This is a genomic window from Pseudonocardia xinjiangensis, assembly GCF_050948425.1.
Taxonomy (GTDB): Bacteria; Actinomycetota; Actinomycetes; order Mycobacteriales; family Pseudonocardiaceae; genus Pseudonocardia; species Pseudonocardia xinjiangensis.
Map to the genome: position 1 here is coordinate 5,171,569 of NZ_CP192009.1, position 15,609 is coordinate 5,187,177.

General features: G+C 71.7%; 15 protein-coding genes. 8 read left to right on the forward strand and 7 right to left on the reverse strand.

The window, feature by feature from the left end:
* Nucleotides 1-48: 48 nt before the first annotated feature.
* Complete coding sequence (locus tag ACQPZA_RS24475; protein ID WP_169398726.1) at nt 49-855, reverse strand: Fpg/Nei family DNA glycosylase; 807 nt, start codon at nt 853-855, stop codon at nt 49-51.
* A 119-nt stretch (nt 856-974) separates the two neighbouring features.
* Here ACQPZA_RS24475 and ACQPZA_RS24480 point away from each other — a divergent pair, with 119 nt between their 5' ends.
* Together ACQPZA_RS24480 and ACQPZA_RS24485 are read left to right on the forward strand one after the other, a co-directional pair.
* The gene (locus ACQPZA_RS24480) at nt 975-2,318 is read left to right on the forward strand and encodes an IS30 family transposase (RefSeq protein WP_433274076.1); all 1,344 of its coding nucleotides are present in this window, start codon (nt 975-977) and stop codon (nt 2,316-2,318) included.
* A gap of 80 nt (nt 2,319-2,398) precedes the next feature.
* A complete protein-coding gene (locus tag ACQPZA_RS24485; protein ID WP_433274125.1) occupies nt 2,399-4,231 on the forward strand; it encodes an NHL domain-containing thioredoxin family protein in 1,833 nt (610 codons plus the stop codon).
* Between the two features lie 11 nt (nt 4,232-4,242).
* Here the strand turns inward: ACQPZA_RS24485 and ACQPZA_RS24490 are convergent, their stop codons facing one another.
* The gene (locus ACQPZA_RS24490) at nt 4,243-5,178 is read right to left on the reverse strand and encodes a LysR family transcriptional regulator (protein WP_433274127.1); all 936 of its coding nucleotides are present in this window, start codon (nt 5,176-5,178) and stop codon (nt 4,243-4,245) included.
* A gap of 133 nt (nt 5,179-5,311) precedes the next feature.
* On the opposite strand from ACQPZA_RS24490, the gene ACQPZA_RS24495 reads away from it, so the two are divergent.
* Nucleotides 5,312-5,719, forward strand: a complete 408-nt coding sequence (locus ACQPZA_RS24495) for a hypothetical protein (protein ID WP_169398724.1) — start codon at nt 5,312-5,314, stop codon at nt 5,717-5,719.
* 25 nt (nt 5,720-5,744) lie between these two features.
* Nucleotides 5,745-6,605: an alpha/beta fold hydrolase gene (locus ACQPZA_RS24500; protein WP_433274130.1), complete on the forward strand. Its 861-nt coding sequence runs from the start codon at nt 5,745-5,747 to the stop codon at nt 6,603-6,605.
* 101 nt (nt 6,606-6,706) lie between these two features.
* On the opposite strand, the gene ACQPZA_RS24505 is transcribed toward ACQPZA_RS24500, so the two are convergent.
* Both ACQPZA_RS24505 and ACQPZA_RS24510 read right to left on the reverse strand, forming a co-directional pair.
* Nucleotides 6,707-7,642, reverse strand: coding sequence for an acetamidase/formamidase family protein (locus tag ACQPZA_RS24505; RefSeq protein WP_169398722.1), 936 nt, complete (start codon nt 7,640-7,642; stop codon nt 6,707-6,709).
* 221 nt (nt 7,643-7,863) lie between these two features.
* Nucleotides 7,864-8,634: a hypothetical protein gene (locus tag ACQPZA_RS24510; RefSeq protein ID WP_433274132.1), complete on the reverse strand. Its 771-nt coding sequence runs from the start codon at nt 8,632-8,634 to the stop codon at nt 7,864-7,866.
* Nucleotides 8,635-8,770: 136 nt separating this feature from the next.
* Here ACQPZA_RS24510 and ACQPZA_RS24515 point away from each other — a divergent pair, with 136 nt between their 5' ends.
* Nucleotides 8,771-9,553 (forward strand): TetR/AcrR family transcriptional regulator, encoded by a 783-nt coding sequence (locus ACQPZA_RS24515; protein WP_433274135.1) that lies wholly within the window; start codon nt 8,771-8,773, stop codon nt 9,551-9,553.
* 2 nt (nt 9,554-9,555) lie between these two features.
* Here ACQPZA_RS24515 and ACQPZA_RS24520 read toward each other — a convergent pair whose 3' ends face one another.
* Together ACQPZA_RS24520 and ACQPZA_RS24525 are read right to left on the reverse strand one after the other, a co-directional pair.
* Nucleotides 9,556-10,197 carry a response regulator transcription factor gene (locus ACQPZA_RS24520; protein WP_433274136.1) on the reverse strand — a complete coding sequence of 214 codons (642 nt, stop codon included), beginning with the start codon at nt 10,195-10,197 and terminating at the stop codon, nt 9,556-9,558.
* A complete protein-coding gene (locus ACQPZA_RS24525) occupies nt 10,198-11,523 on the reverse strand; it encodes a sensor histidine kinase (RefSeq protein ID WP_433274138.1) in 1,326 nt (441 codons plus the stop codon).
* Between the two features lie 101 nt (nt 11,524-11,624).
* Between ACQPZA_RS24525 and ACQPZA_RS24530 the strand changes: the two genes are divergently transcribed.
* The 3 genes from ACQPZA_RS24530 (at nt 11,625) to ACQPZA_RS24540 (ending at nt 14,130) form a co-directional block, all read left to right on the forward strand.
* Entirely contained in the window at nt 11,625-12,290 is a 666-nt protein-coding gene (locus ACQPZA_RS24530; protein ID WP_433274140.1) for an O-methyltransferase, read from the forward strand.
* 112 nt (nt 12,291-12,402) lie between these two features.
* Nucleotides 12,403-12,909: a DUF302 domain-containing protein gene (locus ACQPZA_RS24535; RefSeq protein ID WP_433274142.1), complete on the forward strand. Its 507-nt coding sequence runs from the start codon at nt 12,403-12,405 to the stop codon at nt 12,907-12,909.
* 63 nt (nt 12,910-12,972) lie between these two features.
* Complete coding sequence (locus ACQPZA_RS24540) at nt 12,973-14,130, forward strand: acyl-CoA dehydrogenase family protein (protein WP_433274144.1); 1,158 nt, start codon at nt 12,973-12,975, stop codon at nt 14,128-14,130.
* On the opposite strand, the gene ACQPZA_RS24545 is transcribed toward ACQPZA_RS24540, so the two are convergent.
* Nucleotides 14,127-15,515, reverse strand: coding sequence for an APC family permease (locus tag ACQPZA_RS24545; protein WP_433274146.1), 1,389 nt, complete (start codon nt 15,513-15,515; stop codon nt 14,127-14,129). The genes ACQPZA_RS24540 and ACQPZA_RS24545 overlap by 4 nt on opposite strands.
* Nucleotides 15,516-15,609 lie beyond the last annotated feature (94 nt).

Here is a 15,609-nt window from a genome sequence, read left to right on the forward strand (position 1 = left end):
CGGTAATTCGCGATCAATGGGGCATTCACGCCTTTCCCGTGATGCCGGTCAGGCCTGCTCGGCGGAGCACCACCACGTCGAGCGGCCACCGACGGTGCCGTGCACCATCGGGGCCCCGCAGCGCGGGCAGGAGGCGTCGGCGTGCCGGAACGGGATCACCTCGCCCGTGTGCACGCCGCCGTTCGCGATCGCCGCCTTCAGCGCGCGCTCCAGTGCGTCGTACAGCCGGTCCAGGGTGGCGCCGCCGAGCCCGCTTGCAGGGGCCGACGGGGAGACCGCGGCCTGCCACAGCGACTCGTCGGCGAGCAGGTTGCCCACCCCGGCGAGCACCGACTGGTCGAGCAGCCGGGCCTTGACCGGCGCCTGCCCGCGACCGACCCGCGCGCGGAACTCCTCACGCGTGATCATCTCCGCGTCGGGCCCCAGCAGCGAGAGGTCGGGGTCGAGGCGCACACGTCCGAGGCGGCGCTTGTCGAACAGCCGCAGCCGGCCCCCGTCGGTGAACGTGACGGTGAAGCGGTCCCACTCCGGCTTGCGCGGGGTGCGGTCCGGACGCACCGGCTCACCCCCACCCCGCTCCTCGCCCGCACCCGACACGATGATCCGCCCGCCCATCCCGAGATGGACGCCGAGGTGGGGACCGGGCCGGCCGTCACGGCCCTCGGTCTCGCAGTACATCGTCTTGCCGAGCCGGTGCGCCGCCGTCAGCCTGCCCCCGACGAGCACGCGCGCGATGTCCCCGGGGCGGTGGGGCCGGCACACCCACTCGTCCGAGTCGTCGACGGACCGGATCTCCCGCCCCAAGGCAGCCTCAAGGGCCTGGCGCGCACTCTCGACCTCGGGCAGCTCCGGCACTCCCCCAGTCTGACGGCAGCGCCGCACACGCGCCGACCGCGCGCGTTCCGGAGCCGTAGTGCTGTCGGGAGGGGGGGCGGATTCTGGGGGTCGTCGCAACACCCTTCTGACTAGGGGTGATGGCGGTGACAGGTCGGCCGAGGGTGTCGAGGGTGCGGGTGTGGGCCTTCTGGCGGGCGTGGAAGGCAGGTGCGCCGCTCGCGGCGGCGGTGGCTTGTGCCGGCGTGTCGGAGACGACCGGCCGGCACTGGGTCACCCAGGCTGGCGGGGTGATCCCTGATCTTGACGAGCCGTCGGGACGGCACCTGTCGCTCGCCGAGCGTGAGGAGATCGCGGTCGGGGTGGCGGCCGGGCTGAGCAATGCCGAGATCGCTCGCCGATTGGGCCGGCACCGGTCCACGATCGGTCGTGAGCTCACGCGCAATCAGATGATGTGGGGTGACCGACCGGCCCGGGCCCGGCCCGCGCGGGAGCGCGCGGCCCGCGCCCGCGCCCGCGCCGGGCACGACCCGCAACCAGGCCGGCCGGGACAGTCGCCAACCCCAGGCCTCGCGGCGGGCCCGGGACCCGCCCGGCGCAGGAATCTGTGTTATCGGGCGTGGGTGGCCCAGACCAAGGCCGAGCAGCGGGCCCGACGACCGAAACCGACCAAGCTGGCCGACAACCCCGCACTGGCCGCCCGGGTGCAGGCTGAGCTGACCGCCCGGTGGAGCCCGGAACAGATCGCCTCCAGGTTGCGCCAGGACTTCCCCGACCAGCCGGAGCTGTGGGTGTCCCACGAGACCATCTACCAGGAACTCTACGTGCAGGGACGCGGCCAGCTGCGCCGTGAGCTGACCCGCTGCCTGCGCACCGGCCGAGCACTACGCCGGCCCCACCGCCGCGCTGATCAGCGACGCGAACGAGCCCGGATCACCGACATGCTGATGATCTCCGAACGGCCCGCCGAGGCCGAGGATCGAGCGGTGCCCGGACACTGGGAAGGTGATCTGATCATCGGCAAGGACGGTGGCTCGGCCATCGGCACCCTGGTCGAACGATCCACCCGGTTCGTCATGCTGCTCCACCTGCCCGACACTCACGGCGCCCCACAGGTCCGCGACGCGATGATCACCAGCATGCACAGCCTGCCCGCGGCGCTGCGCCGATCGCTGACCTGGGACCAAGGCATCGAACTCAGCCGCCACGGCGAGATCACCATCGCCCTGGACATGCCGATCTACTTCTGCGACCCCCACAGCCCCTGGCAACGCGGCAGCAACGAGAACACCAACGGGCTGCTGCGCCAGTACTTCCCCAAGGGCACCGACCTCTCACGCCACACCGCCGTCGAGCTCGACCTCGCCGCCGCCGAGATCAACGCCCGACCCCGCAAGACACTCGGCTGGGACACCCCCGCCGAAGCACTCGCCCGGATACTCTCCCCACCCGCAACCACTACCGGTGTTGCGAGAACCCCCTGAACCCAAGGGGGCCGGAACAGCACTACGGCTCCGAGGTGCGGACACGGAACACCTGGGGGCCGGGGCGTGTTGGGGCGCTCGTGGGCCGATCACGGGTACGGGCGCCGGAACTCACGGGGCGGCGCTGGCTGAACACCGGAGGCGAGCCGCTGTCCCTCGCCGCGCTGCGCGGGAAGATCGTATTGCTCGACTTCTGGACTTTTTGTTGCGTAAATTGCTTACACGTTATCGACGAGCTGCGTGAGCTGGAGGAGCGGTTCGCCGACGTGCTGGTGACGGTCGGGGTCCACTCGCCGAAGTTCGTGCACGAGGCCGACCCGGACGCCGTCGAGGCCGCGGTGGAGCGCTACGGCGTCCACCACCCGGTGCTCGACGATCCCGAGCTCACCACGTGGGACGCCTACGCGGCGCGGGCGTGGCCGACCCTGGCCGTCATCGACCCGACCGGCTACGTCGTGGCGCAGATGTCCGGGGAGGGGCACGCGAACGGGCTCGCCGTGCTGATCGAGGAGCTGGTGGCCGAGCACGAGGCCGCCGGCACGCTGCACCGCGGCGACGGCCCCTACGTCGCCCCGCCGGAACCGGCCACGGCGCTGCGGTTCCCCGGCAAGGCCATCCAGCTGCCCATGGGCACGTTCCTCGTCTCCGACACCGCCCACCATCAGCTCGTCGAGCTGGAGGCGGACCTCGTCACGGAGCGGCGGCGGATCGGCACCGGCGAGCGCGGGCTGGTGGACGGCGTCGACGCGCGGTTCTCCGAGCCGCTGGGGCTCCTGCTGCTGCCCGACGTGGTCGCGGAGACAGCGGGCTACGACATCGTGGTCGCCGACAGCGTCAACCACGCCCTGCGCGGGGTGCGGCTCGACGACGGGCTCGTGACCACGGTGGCCGGGAACGGGACCCAGCTGCGCGAGCGGGTGGACGTCGGCGCGTCGTCGGCGGAGCTGTCGACGCCGTGGGACCTCGCCTGGTGGGAGGACCGCGTCGTCGTGGCGATGGCGGGCAACCACCAGCTGTGGTCGTTCGATCCGGTCTCCGGCGCCGCCACGGTGCTGGCCGGGACGACCAACGAGGGCCTGCGCGACGGCGCGCCCGGCGAGGCGTTCTTCGCGCAGCCCTCCGGGCTCGCGGTCGGTCCGTACGGCACGCTGTGGGTGGCCGACGCCGAGACGTCCGCACTGCGCACGGTGCTCGACCGGCCCGCGGCGGGCGCCGCGGTGACCACCGCCGTCGGGTTGGGGCTGTTCGACTTCGGGTTCCGCGACGGGCCCGCCGACCGCGGCACCGAACCGGCGCTGCTGCAGCACCCGCTCGGCGTCGCGGTGCTCCCGGACGGCTCGGTCGCGATCGCCGACACCTACAACGGCGCGCTGCGCCGCTACGACCCCGACACGCGGACCGTCACCACCCTGGCCCGCGACCTGCGGGAGCCGAGCGACCTCCTCGTCGACGGCGACGCGCTCGTGGTGGTCGAGTCCGCGGCGCACCGGCTCGTCCGGGTGCCGATCCCGGCGAGCACCCGCGTGGACGGCGGCGCGCACCGCGTCCGGCGGCCGCGGACGGACCTCGCGCGCGGTGCGCTGGCGCTGCGGATCGACTTCATGCCGCCCACGGGCCAGCACCTCGACACGCGCTTCGGCGACCCCACGTCGTTGACGGTGACGGCGTCCCCGCCGGAGCTGCTCGCCGACGGCGCCGGCACGGCGACGGGCCTGGCACGGGCGGTCCGGTTCGCCCCCGACGCGCCTGCCGAGGGCGTGCTGCAGATCAGCGTCACCGCCGCGGCCTGCGACGACGGCGACGGCGTGTTCGCCGCGTGCCACCGCTACCAGCAGGACTGGGGCATCCCGGTGCGTCTCGTCGACGGCGCACCCGACGAGCTGGTGCTCGACCTGCGGGCCGTGCACCGGTAGCTCCTGATCGGTCAGCCGCTCAGGACGGAGCCGGCGAGCCCAGCCGGAACGGGAAGACCCAGCGCCGCCTCCCGCGCCGCCTCCACGAACCCGCGGACCAGCGGCGCGTCCATGTCCTTGCGCCAGGCGACGGAAAGGGGCGACGCGGGCAACTCCCGCACCGGGATGAACGCCAGCCCGGGCCGGTCGTAGAAGCGCTGGGTGGAGGCCTGGGTGAAGGCCATGCCCCGGCAGGCGAGGATCGCCTCGAAGCACTCGTCGACCGTGGTCACCTCGGCACCCAGCCGCACCGGCCGGCCGTCCCGACAGTCGGTGGCCAGCCAGAAGTCGCGCCAGTACTCCGGAGCCCGGCGGGCGACGAAAGGCTGGTCCGCGACCTGCTCCAGGCTGATCTCGTCGAACTCCGCGAGCGCGGAGTCGCTCGACACGACCAGCACGCGCGGCTCGACGAAGAGGGTCTCGAGGGCGAGCCAGTCCTGCATCAGCAGCGGCGGCCGGACGAACGCGACGTCCGCGGTGCCCGTGGCCAGCCCGACGTAGGGGTCGGAGAAGTCGTGCGAGCGCATCTCGACCTGGACGCCGGGGTGGCGGATCTGGAAGGCCGACAGGATCCGGGGGGTCAGCTCCGCCGCGGCGTTCGCCTGGAAGCCGACGACGAGAGAGCCACGTGCGCCGTGGGCCGCGGCGCGGGTGAGCTCGGCGGCCCGCTCGGCGCCGTCGAGCAGGCGCCGAGCCTCGACGAGCAGGACCTCCCCGGCTGCGGTCAGCTCCACGTGCCGGCTGGTCCGCAGCAGCAGCACCGTGCCGATGTTGTGCTCGAGCTTGCGGATCTGCACGCTCAGCGACGGCTGCGCGATGTGCAGCCGGGCCGCTGCCCGTCCGAAGTGCAGCTCCTCGGCCACCGCGACGAAGTAGCGGAGAAGTCGCAGCTCCAACGGCGTGTGCACGCTCCCGACCGTAGGCCGGGAGCGGGGCGCCGACCAGTTGCTCCTGCCTATCGATCGGTTGGCGACAGGTATTGGACCCGTGCGTACGGCGGGGAGTCAGATGGGCTCGGAACGCTCAGAGAGGAGCAGCACCATGACCACCGCCACCCGTGCCCCGGCACCTGCCGACTGGGCCCGTGCCTTCACCGAGGCCACCGACGGGGATCCGGAGATCCAGGCGCACGGCAAGTACTTCACCTGCGCCTACCTGCTGGACATGACCGACCACACGTTCGTCGTGCGCGTCGTGTCGGGGAAGGTCGCCGAGATCGCGGTCGACCCCGGCCCGATCGACGTGCCCTACCAGTTCGCCATCCGCGCGAGCGCCGACACCTGGCGGAACTTCGGGGTGCCGGTGCCCGCGCCGATGTACCACGGCATCTGGGCGGCCACCTTCCAGCGGGACATGAAGCTCGAGGGCGACGTCCTCGTGCTGATGCAGAACCTCCGCTGCCTGACCCGCCAGATCGAGCTGCTGCGCTCCGTCGGCGTCCCCGTCTGACGTCCCGAACCGAGAGGAACCGATCATGGCAAAGATCTCCCCGGTCACCGGGCACTACATCGACGTCGAAGTCGACGGTCTGCTGTACAAGGTCTTCTACCTGGAGAACGGCACCGGCACCCCGCTCGTGTGCCAGCACACCGCTGGCTGCCACAACCACCAGTGGCGCGGCCTGCTCGAGGACGACGACATCACCGCGAGCTACCGCGTGATCGCCTACGACCTGCCGCGGCACGGCAAGTCGGACCCGCCGGAGAACAGCGAGTGGTGGACCGAGGAGTACAAGCTCACGGCCGACCACTACGCCAAGTTCATCGTGGCGCTGTGCGACGCGCTCGAGCTCGAGAACCCGATCTTCATGGGCTCGTCGTTCGGCGGCAACATCGCCCTGCAGCTGGCCCTGCGGTACCCGGAGCGGTTCTCCGGCGTCATCCCGGTCGAGGGCGCCGACTACTCCCCCGGGTTCTACCTCGACTGGTGGCAGCACCCCCACGCCAACGCCGCGCAGGTCTGCGCCAGCGGCGTGTGGGACCTGATGGCTCCGCAGTCACCCGATGCCGACCGCTGGAAGACCTGGTTCTACTACAGCCAGGGCTCCGAGGCGTTCAAGGGCGACCTGTACTTCTACTCCGTCGACCACGACCTGCGGGACAAGCTCGGGTCGATCGACGGCGAGCGGTGCCCGGTGGTGATGATGACCGGCGAGTACGACTACCTCACCACTCCGGAGGACGGGCAGCGCACCGCGTCGCAGATCAAGAACGCCTCCTTCATCGAGATGAAGGAGATCGGGCACTTCCCGATGAGCGAGAACTACGAGGTGTTCCGCGGCTACCTGCGGCAGGCACTGGAGACCCTGCGCGGCAAGCAGCCCGCCCGGGCCTGATCGTCCGCCCCCGGAACGGGCGACTCGCGCCGCCGGAACGGGCGACTCGCGGGGTGGGGACGGGCGACTCGCGCCGCCGGGACGGGCGACTCGCGGGGTGGTCAGCCGATCGCGCCGTGGGGCAGGACGGCGTGCACGCCCCACGTGTCGTTGGCGACCTGCGTGATGCGCAGGTCGACCGCCGCGCTGGCCACCGCGAGCGCCGTCGCCTTCGCGTCGTCGCCGTCGAGGGCCAGCAGCGCCTGCATCCACACCAGCATCGCGTCGAGGGCCTCGGCCATGGCCTCGTTGAGGTCGGGGTGGAAGCCGAAGGTGATGCGGCCGGCGGGAGTGACGGCGTGGATGCCCGGCGCGGCCGGCTCGGTGATCACGTCGAGGACGACCTCGGTGGTCATCGGGCACTCGATCGCCGTGCCCCCGACCTCCCCGTCGCCCTGGGCCGCATGGCCGTCGCCGAGGTGCAACAGCGCGCCGGGGACCGTGACGGGCAGGTAGAGCGTGGATCCGGCCACGAGCTCCCGACAGTCGATGTTGCCCCCGCCCTCCGCGCGGGGCGGGTTGGTGGAGTGCTCACCGCCCGCGGCCGGGGGCAGCCCGATCACCCCGAGGAACGGGGCGAGCGCCACGCTGTGGCCGCGGTCGTTGATGCCGACGCCCCGCTCGGCGTCGAGTTCCCACAGCAGCCGGGACGGCGGGCCGTCCGCGAGACCCAACCGCCGCGTCAGCCAGTTGTCCTTCGTCGCGGCCGCCGTCCAGCCCCAGTCGCCGGGCCGCATCGACAGCAGACGCACCGCGAGCACGGTGCCCGGCTCGGCGCCATGCACCTCGATCGGGCCGGTCAGGCAGTGGCCCCGCCGCGGCTCGAACATGAGCGGCTGGACCTCGCCCGGCTTCTGCTGGCGCTCCAGGTGCCCGATCGCGTCGAGCGACCGCACCACCACGGTGTCCCCAGGCTCGACGGCGAGGACGGGCGCCGTGTCGCGGCTGAAGACGTCGACCGTCGTCTCCGGGGTGGGCTCGAGGCGGTGCTCGGTCATGCGGCTCCTTCTGCGGACACCGGGTCAGTGCCGTGTGCGGCCGGGGCGACGGCCGATCAGGATTGCGGTGCCCGGACGGAGCCCAATTCGACCGCGCTCCAATCCGACCCTCACCCCAATTCGGTCTGAACCCCAATTCGACCCATTGCTGGCATTTCGCCGCTATCGTATCCGATACCGAAAAGAATCGGATTTACCTGAACGAACGAACGCAGCAGCCACTACCTGCCCGGCTCAACATCGACGGTGGATCCAGGCTCGGGGCTGGTCGGCAGGGCGGCGGCGAGGTCGCCCAGACCGATGAGGGTGTCGGCGAGCACGACCCGCTCGGCGTCGGTCAGGGCGACCGCGCCTGCCCGGGTCAGGAACTCCATGGCGCCGCCCGGATCGTCGGTCCTGGCGGCGAGTTCTGCCCGGTAGGCCAGGGCGTTGACCAGGTCGACCGGCGTCGACGTGGCCAGGTCCCGGCCGAGCGCGGTGTCCAGGATGCGCACGCCCTGCTCGGCGGACCCACGCGAGTCGCCCATGACCACGGCGTTGTCCAGGGCCTTCCCGAGCCTGCTCCGGGCCGGCTCGGCGGCAGTGGTGTCGGCTGCGGGTTCGCCGGCGGCGAAGATCCGGATCCAGTTGCCGCCCGGGTCGATGACGGTGAACCCGGACAGGTTGTCGGCGTTCTTGCGCAGGCGCGGCCGGGTCATCCGGGGGATCCCGGCGACCAGGATCTTGCCGTGGGCCGCGCGCATCCCCGCGGCGAAGGCCCGGTACAGCTCCCCGGTGTCGGGCACGATGACCAGACAGGACCCGTAGGAGTCCGCGGGGTCGAAGCCCGGGATGCCGAAGAACTGCAGGTCGATGTCTGCGCGCCGCAGCGCCACGCACGGGTTGGGGCGGGTCTGGTAGTAGGTCCGGGTGAACCCCAGCATCGCGTAGAACGCCTCGATCTCGTCGATGTCCGGGCAGGGCAGCAGGGGCACGGTCTTCTCGTTGGCCATGGCGACCTCCATCGTGCAGCGTACCGTACGCTGTACTGCAGACCGTACGGTACGCTGTCCGAAAGCCGCAAGCAGCACCCCCCATACTCGGCGGGCGCGCTTGGACGGACAGCTGTTCAGCAGGAAGGCACGACCAGTGGCTCGACGTTCCCCGGCGCCCGACCTGGCCCGCAGCATCTACCTGCTGTGGGGCCACCATCCCAGCCCGGGACGCTCGGGCCTGACGGTGCCCGCGATCGTCACCGCCGGTATCGAGATCGCCGACGTCGACGGGTTGGACGCCGTCTCGATGCGGAAGGTGGCCGACCGGCTGGGCGTCGGCGCGATGTCGCTCTACGGGCACGTGCCCGGCAAGGACGACCTCACCGCGCTGATGGTCGACGCGGTCTACGCCGAGCTCTACGGCGATGACGGGAACGGCGGCGGGGATGTAACGGCCGCGAGCCGGGTCGGCGACTGGCGCGCGGCGATGCGGTTCGTCGCCGAGCGGAACTGGGCGCTCTACCAGCGGCACCCGTGGCTGCTGGACATCCGCTCGTCCCGGCCGACCCTCGGGCCGCACGTCAGCCGCAAGTACGAGGTAGAACTACGCCCGCTCGACGGCATCGGCCTGTCCGACGTCGAGATGGATGCCGCCCTCACCCTGGTGCTCAGCCACGTCGACAGCACGGCCCGCGCGCACCGCAAGGTCTCGCGGACCCGGACCGAGTCCGGGATGTCGGATGCCGAATGGTGGGCCGTCGTGGCCCCGGTCCTCGACCAGGTCATGGCCGACGACGACCTCATCGTGTCCGCCCGGGTCGGTGGCGCGGTCGGTGCGCAGTTCGACGCCGCCCAGCATCCCGAGCACGCGCTGACCTTCGGCCTGGACACCATCCTCGCCGGCATCCAGGCCCGGATCACCTCGCCGGGCCCCTGAGCTCAGGCCCCCAGCCAGGTGAGCACGGCCATGACGCGCCGGTGGTCGTCCCCCGAAGGGGGCAGTCCGAGTTTCGTGAAGATCGAGGAGATGTGCTTCTCGACGGCACCCTGGCTGACCACCAGCGTCCGGCCGATCGCCGTGTTCGTCCGGCCCTCGGCCATGAGTCCCAGCACCTCGCGCTCGCGGGGCGACAACGTGGCGAGCGGATCGCGACGCCGCCGGTGCGCGAACAGTGCCGAGACGACCTCGGGGTCGAGCACCGTGCCCCCGTCGACGACGCGCTGCAACGCGTCGGACAGGTCGGCGAGCTTCGCGACCCGGTCCTTGAGCAGGTAGCCGACGCCCCCGCCCGCGGTGAGCAGGTCCGAGGCGTAGGACTCCTCGACGTACTGCGACAGCACGAGGATCGCCGTCTCCGGTGCCGTGCGGCGCACCTCGAGAGCGGCCCGCAGACCCTCGTCGGTGAACGTGGGCGGCATCCGGACGTCGACGACCGCCACGTCCGGCCGGTGCTCGTGCACCGCCTCCACCAGCGCCGTGCCGTCCCCGACCGCGGCCACCACCGAGGCGCCCGCCTCGTCGAGGAGCCGGACCAGCCCCTCCCTCAGCAGGAGCGAGTCCTCCGCCAGCACCACACGCACCTAGTGATCCTCCCCCGGTCCCGATTCCCCCAGCCCGACGAGCGGGATCTCGGCGGTGAGCACAGTAGGGCCGCCGGGCGGGCTCACGACGTCCAGCCCACCCTCGACGGTCGCCAGCCGGTCGGCGAGCCCGGCCAGGCCGTGCCCCTTGCCCAGGTGCGCCCCGCCCCGGCCGTCGTCGCGCACCTGGACGAGCACGCGTTCCCCGTCGGCGCTCACCAGCACCGTGCACAGCGTGGCGTGCGCATGCTTGGCGACGTTGGTGAGGGCCTCGGTCACCACGAAGTAGGCCGTGTTCTCGACGGCCGCCGCCAGCCGTCGCCCCTCGGGGAGCTCGACGTCGAGGGACACCTCCACGGGGCAGCGGGCCGCGGCCGCCGCAAGGGCCGGCCCGAGCCCGCGGTCGGCGAGGATCGGCGGGGCGATGCCCCGGGAGAGTGCGCGCAGCTCACCCAGCGCCTCCCGGCTCTGCTCCAGCGCCTCGGCGACGAGGGGCCGCGCCTTCTCCGGGTCGTCGTCGAGGCGGCGGGCCACGGTCTCCAGATCCATGTTGAGCCGGACGAGGCGCTGTTGCGGACCGTCGTGGATGTCGCGCTCGAGGCGCCGCAGCGTCTGCGCCTCGGCCTGCACGGCAGCGCGCCTGCTCGACTCCAGCTGGGTGGCACGGGCGCGCAGCGCGGCGGTCTGGTTGGTCAGCAGACCCCGCACCAGGCCGGCCCGGACCGCGACCAGCCCCCGCACCACGAACGGCGACGCCGCCACCATCGCCGCGCCCAGCACGGTGTTGATCACGATGTCGCCGAGCCGGCCCTGGACGCCGGTCAGGAGCCAGAAGAGGCCCCCACCCTCGCCGTCGTCGGGCAGCGCCCACTGCCAGGTGATGTAGAGCAGGGCCCCCAGCCCGCTCACCGTCCACGCGACGCCGATGACGAACGCCGCCAGGCGGACCGGGAAGGCGAGCACGGCGTACAGCAGGTCGCGCCACGACTGCGGTTCGGCCAACGCTCTGAACAGCCCTCCGATGCCGCGCCCCCTCGGCTCGCGGTAGTGATGCGGGGGCAGGGCCCTGCCGGTGGCCCACTCGGTGGACCGCCGCTCGACGACGGCGAGCCCGCGCGCGGCCCGCAGCGTCAGCACGAGCACGGGCAGCCCGACCCAGACGACGAGCGTGCCCACGCCGACCGCGAAGCCGACGACCGCGAGGACGAACGCGACGATGCCCAGCGGGAGGCCGGCGAGGAGGTAACCCATCCCCCGCCAGAACCTCCCGCCCCCCACCGCTCCTGTGACGGGCGACGCGGCGGGTGGCGATGCGACTTCGGTCATGCCGGTAACCCTCGCCCCCCGTAGCGGCCGCTCCCAGCCGGTGCACCTCCGCAGGAGGGTAGGGCCAACCCGAACCTGGACGCGCCCCTAATCTGCCGTTCATGACAGAGGACGTCTGGCAGGCCGTCGACGGTTACTTCTCAGGGCTGCTCCTCGAACCCGATCCGGTACTCGACGCGGCACTGGAGGCCAACGCCCTCGGCGGTCTCCCGGCGATCGACGTGTCCCCGGCGCAGGGCAAGCTGCTGCACCTGCTGGCGTCCTCGATCGGCGCCCGGCGGATCCTGGAGGTCGGCACGCTGGGCGGCTACTCGACGATCTGGCTGGGGCGCGCCCTCCCGCCGGACGGCCGGCTCGTCACGTGTGAGATCGATCCGCACCACGCCGAGGTGGCCATGTCCAACCTGGCCATGGCCGGCCTCGCCGAGATCGTGGACGTCCGCGTCGGCCCGGCGACCGACTCGCTCGGCGCTCTCGACGCCGCTGTCGACGGCCCGTTCGACCTCACGTTCATCGACGCCGACAAGGCCTCCAACGTGGAGTACTTCCGGCATGCGCTGAGGCTCTCCCGCCCCGGCAGCATGATCATCGTGGACAACGTGGTGCGGGCCGGGCGGGTCGCCGACGCCGGGAGCACCGATGCCTCGGTCCTCGGCACCCACCGGCTGACCGAGGCCGTGGCCCGGGAGCCGCGGGTCAGCGCCACGGCGATCCAGACCGTCGGGACGAAGGGCTATGACGGCTTCCTGCTCGCGCTCGTCCGGTAGGCACGATCGGTGATGAGCGTCCCCTCACATCTGACTTGTTGATCAGAAGTCAGGCCTAGCCTGCGGGTAAGGCTTTTCGGTTGCAGGTCAGAGATGGAGAGGTCGTCACCCCATGACAGACGCACCGGCAACGACACGAAGCATCCGCAGGCTGTCCGTCCCGCTCGGGCTGCCCTACGCCGAGGGGGTCCGCCGGTTCGAGGAGCTCCTGCCGGCCGTCGACGTGGAGCAGTTCACCACCCTGACGAGCTGGGACGAGGTGGTGGCACTCGCCGGCCGCGCCGCACCTCTGGGCCTCATGCGCTTCTGGACGCTCGACGTGGCTCCACTCATGGTCGGGCGCGCCGGGCGGGAGTGCGTCGAGTACCTGGCGGGCAACCACGTGATCGCCGAGCGCATGTACCGTCACGATCCGGTGGCCATGCTCTACGCACCGCTGCGGATCCTGATCCACGCCGACGCGGCAGGCGACGCGGTCTTCGTGATCGACCAGCCGAGCAGCCAGTTCGGCAGCCTCGGACAGCCGGAGATCGCTGCTGTCGGGCGCGAGCTCGACGGGAAGATCGCCGCGGTGCTCACCGCGCTCGGCGCCGAACCGCCTGCGGCACTTGCCGGCTGAGTCGAAGATCCCGGCCCCGGCCGTTAGCGTTGCTCCGGGTAACGAGCGACGGGGGAGATCGACGTGGAGCCTTCCGACCTGACCGACGTGCTGTCCGCGGTGCGCACGTTCATCCGCAGGGAGGTCGTGCCGCTCGAGGAACAGATCGACGTCGAGGACGCCATCCCCGCGCGGATCATCGCCACGTGCAAGGAGATGGGGCTCTACGGGTTCGCGATCCCCGAGCAGTACGGCGGCCTCGGGATGACGCTCACCGAGGAGGCCCAGCTCGCGTTCGAGCTGGGCTGGACCACCCCGGCGCTGCGCTCGCTGTTCGGCACCAACAACGGCATCGCCGGGCAGGTGCTGCTGGTGGGTGGCACGGAGGAACAGAAGAAGTCGTGGCTGCCGCGCCTGGCGTCCGGCGAGGTGACGGCGTCGTTCGGGCTCACGGAGGCCGACGCGGGCTCCGACCCGTCCGGGCTCGCCACCACGGCGAGGCGCGACGGCACCGGCTGGGTGATCAACGGCTCCAAGCGCTACATCACGAACGCCCCGGTCGCCGACGTGATCATGGTGTTCGCGCGCACCAACCCCGAGGCCGCAGGCAACCGCGGCATCTCCACGTTCCTCGTGCCTGCCGGCACACCCGGGCTCTCCATCGGGCCGAAGGACCACAAGATGGGCCAGTTCGGGGCGTGGACCGCCGACGTCCACCTCGACGACGTGCGCGTCCCCGCCGAGGCGCTCGTCGGTGGGGACGCCGGTCTCGACCAGGGGTTCCTCACTGCGGCGAAGTGCCTCGCGCACGGGCGCGCCCACATCGCGGCGCTGTGCGTCGGGATGGCCGGGCGGCTGGTGCACGAGTCGGTGGAGTTCGCGAAGACCCGCGAGCAGGGTGGGCGCCCCATCGCGTCGTTCCAGCTGATCCAGGGCCTGATCGCCGACTCGGTCACCGACCACTACGCGGGCCGCGCACTCGTGCTCGACGTGGCCCGCGCCTACGACGCCGGCACCGACAAGGTGCAGGGGCCCTCGGCGGCCAAGTACTTCGCCAGCGAGATGGTGGGCCGGGTGGCCGACCGCGCCGTGCAGGTGCACGGCGGGGCGGGCTACATCCGCGGGGTCGCGGTGGAGAGGTTCTACCGCGACGCCCGGCTGTTCCGGATCTACGAGGGCACGAGCCAGATCCAGCAGGTGATCATCGCCCGCCAGGCGCTGGGGAAGGCGGCCCGTGGCTAGCCGACCTTGAGCTGGGTCGTGCGGCCCATCAGGCGCAGCACGACCAGCACCACCACACCGACGGCGAGCCACACCAGGCCGCCGATCTTGGCGTTGGCGTCGGCGTTCACCAGCACGTAGCCGATGATCACGAAGCCGCACAGCGGCACCACGAGGTGCAGCCCGTACGTCCGCTGCCGCTGCTTGATCAGGTACCACGCCACGACCGACAGGTGCAGCACCAGGAACGAGAACAGCGCGCCGAAGTTCACCAGCGACGACAGCAGCCCGATCTGCCCGACGAAGAACAGCCCGAGTATCAGGCTGACCACCGACACGAGCAGCACCGCGCGCTCCGGCACCCGGCGGGTGGGGTGCACGTGCGCGAGGAACTTCGGCAGCTGCCGGTCACGTGCCATCGAGAACAGCAGGCGCGACGTGGCCGCCTGCGCCACCAGGGCGTTGGCGACGGCCCACCCGAGTGCCGTGGCGATGGCCACCAGCACCTTGAACCACTCACCGCCGACCAGCGCGGCCACCGTGTAGAACGCCTCGTTGGTGGCCGTGTCGCCGACGAACTCCGTCTGCCCGGGCACGAGCAACGCGGCGAGGTAGGTCTGCACGATGAACAGTGCTGCCACCAGCGTCAGTGCGAGCACGGTCGCGCGCCCGACCACCCTGGCGCCGCCCCTGGTCTCCTCCGCCATCGTGCTGATCGCGTCGAAGCCGAGGAACGACAGCACGGCCACCGACAGGGCCGCGAAGATCAGGCTGGGCTGGAACACCTCGGGGTTGAAGAACGGCGTGAACGTCCAGGTCGCCCCGTTGACGCCGCGCGAGATGGCCACCACCGCCAGCACGACGAACAGCGCCAGCACCACCAGCTCGCCGAGCAGGAAGATCTTGTTCGTGCGCGCGGTGGTCTCGATCCCGAGCAGGTTCACCACGGTGTTGACCACCACGAAGAGGATCACCCACACCGCCTGCGGCACGGCGGGCAGCACCGAACCGAGCGCCGCCGCACCGGTGACGTAGAGCAGGGTGGGGACGAGCAGGTAGTCGAGCAGGATCGCCCAGCCGGCGAGGAACCCGGCCGCCGGATGCAGGCCGCGCCCCGCGTAGGCGTACACCGAGCCCGAGATCGGGAACGCACGCGACATCTCCCGGTAGCTCAGGGCCGTGAAGATCATCGCGACGAAGCCGATGACGTAGGTGAGCGGCACCATGCCCATCGACGCGTTGAAGACCACGCCGAAGATCGCGAAGGGCGCGATCGGCACCATGAACACGAGCCCGTAGACGAGCAGGTCGCGCAGGGTGAGGCTGCGCCGTAGCTCCTGCTGGTAGCCGAACTCGCTCAGGTCGCCGCTCTCGGCGGCCTCGCTGGTCGGACGCTCGGTGCTCACGCGCCGGCCTCGAACTGGGTCATCGTGCTTCTCGTTCCTCGACGTACCTGCCCGGCGGAGGCTCGGGTCGCCCGATCATCACCTGTGCTCGATC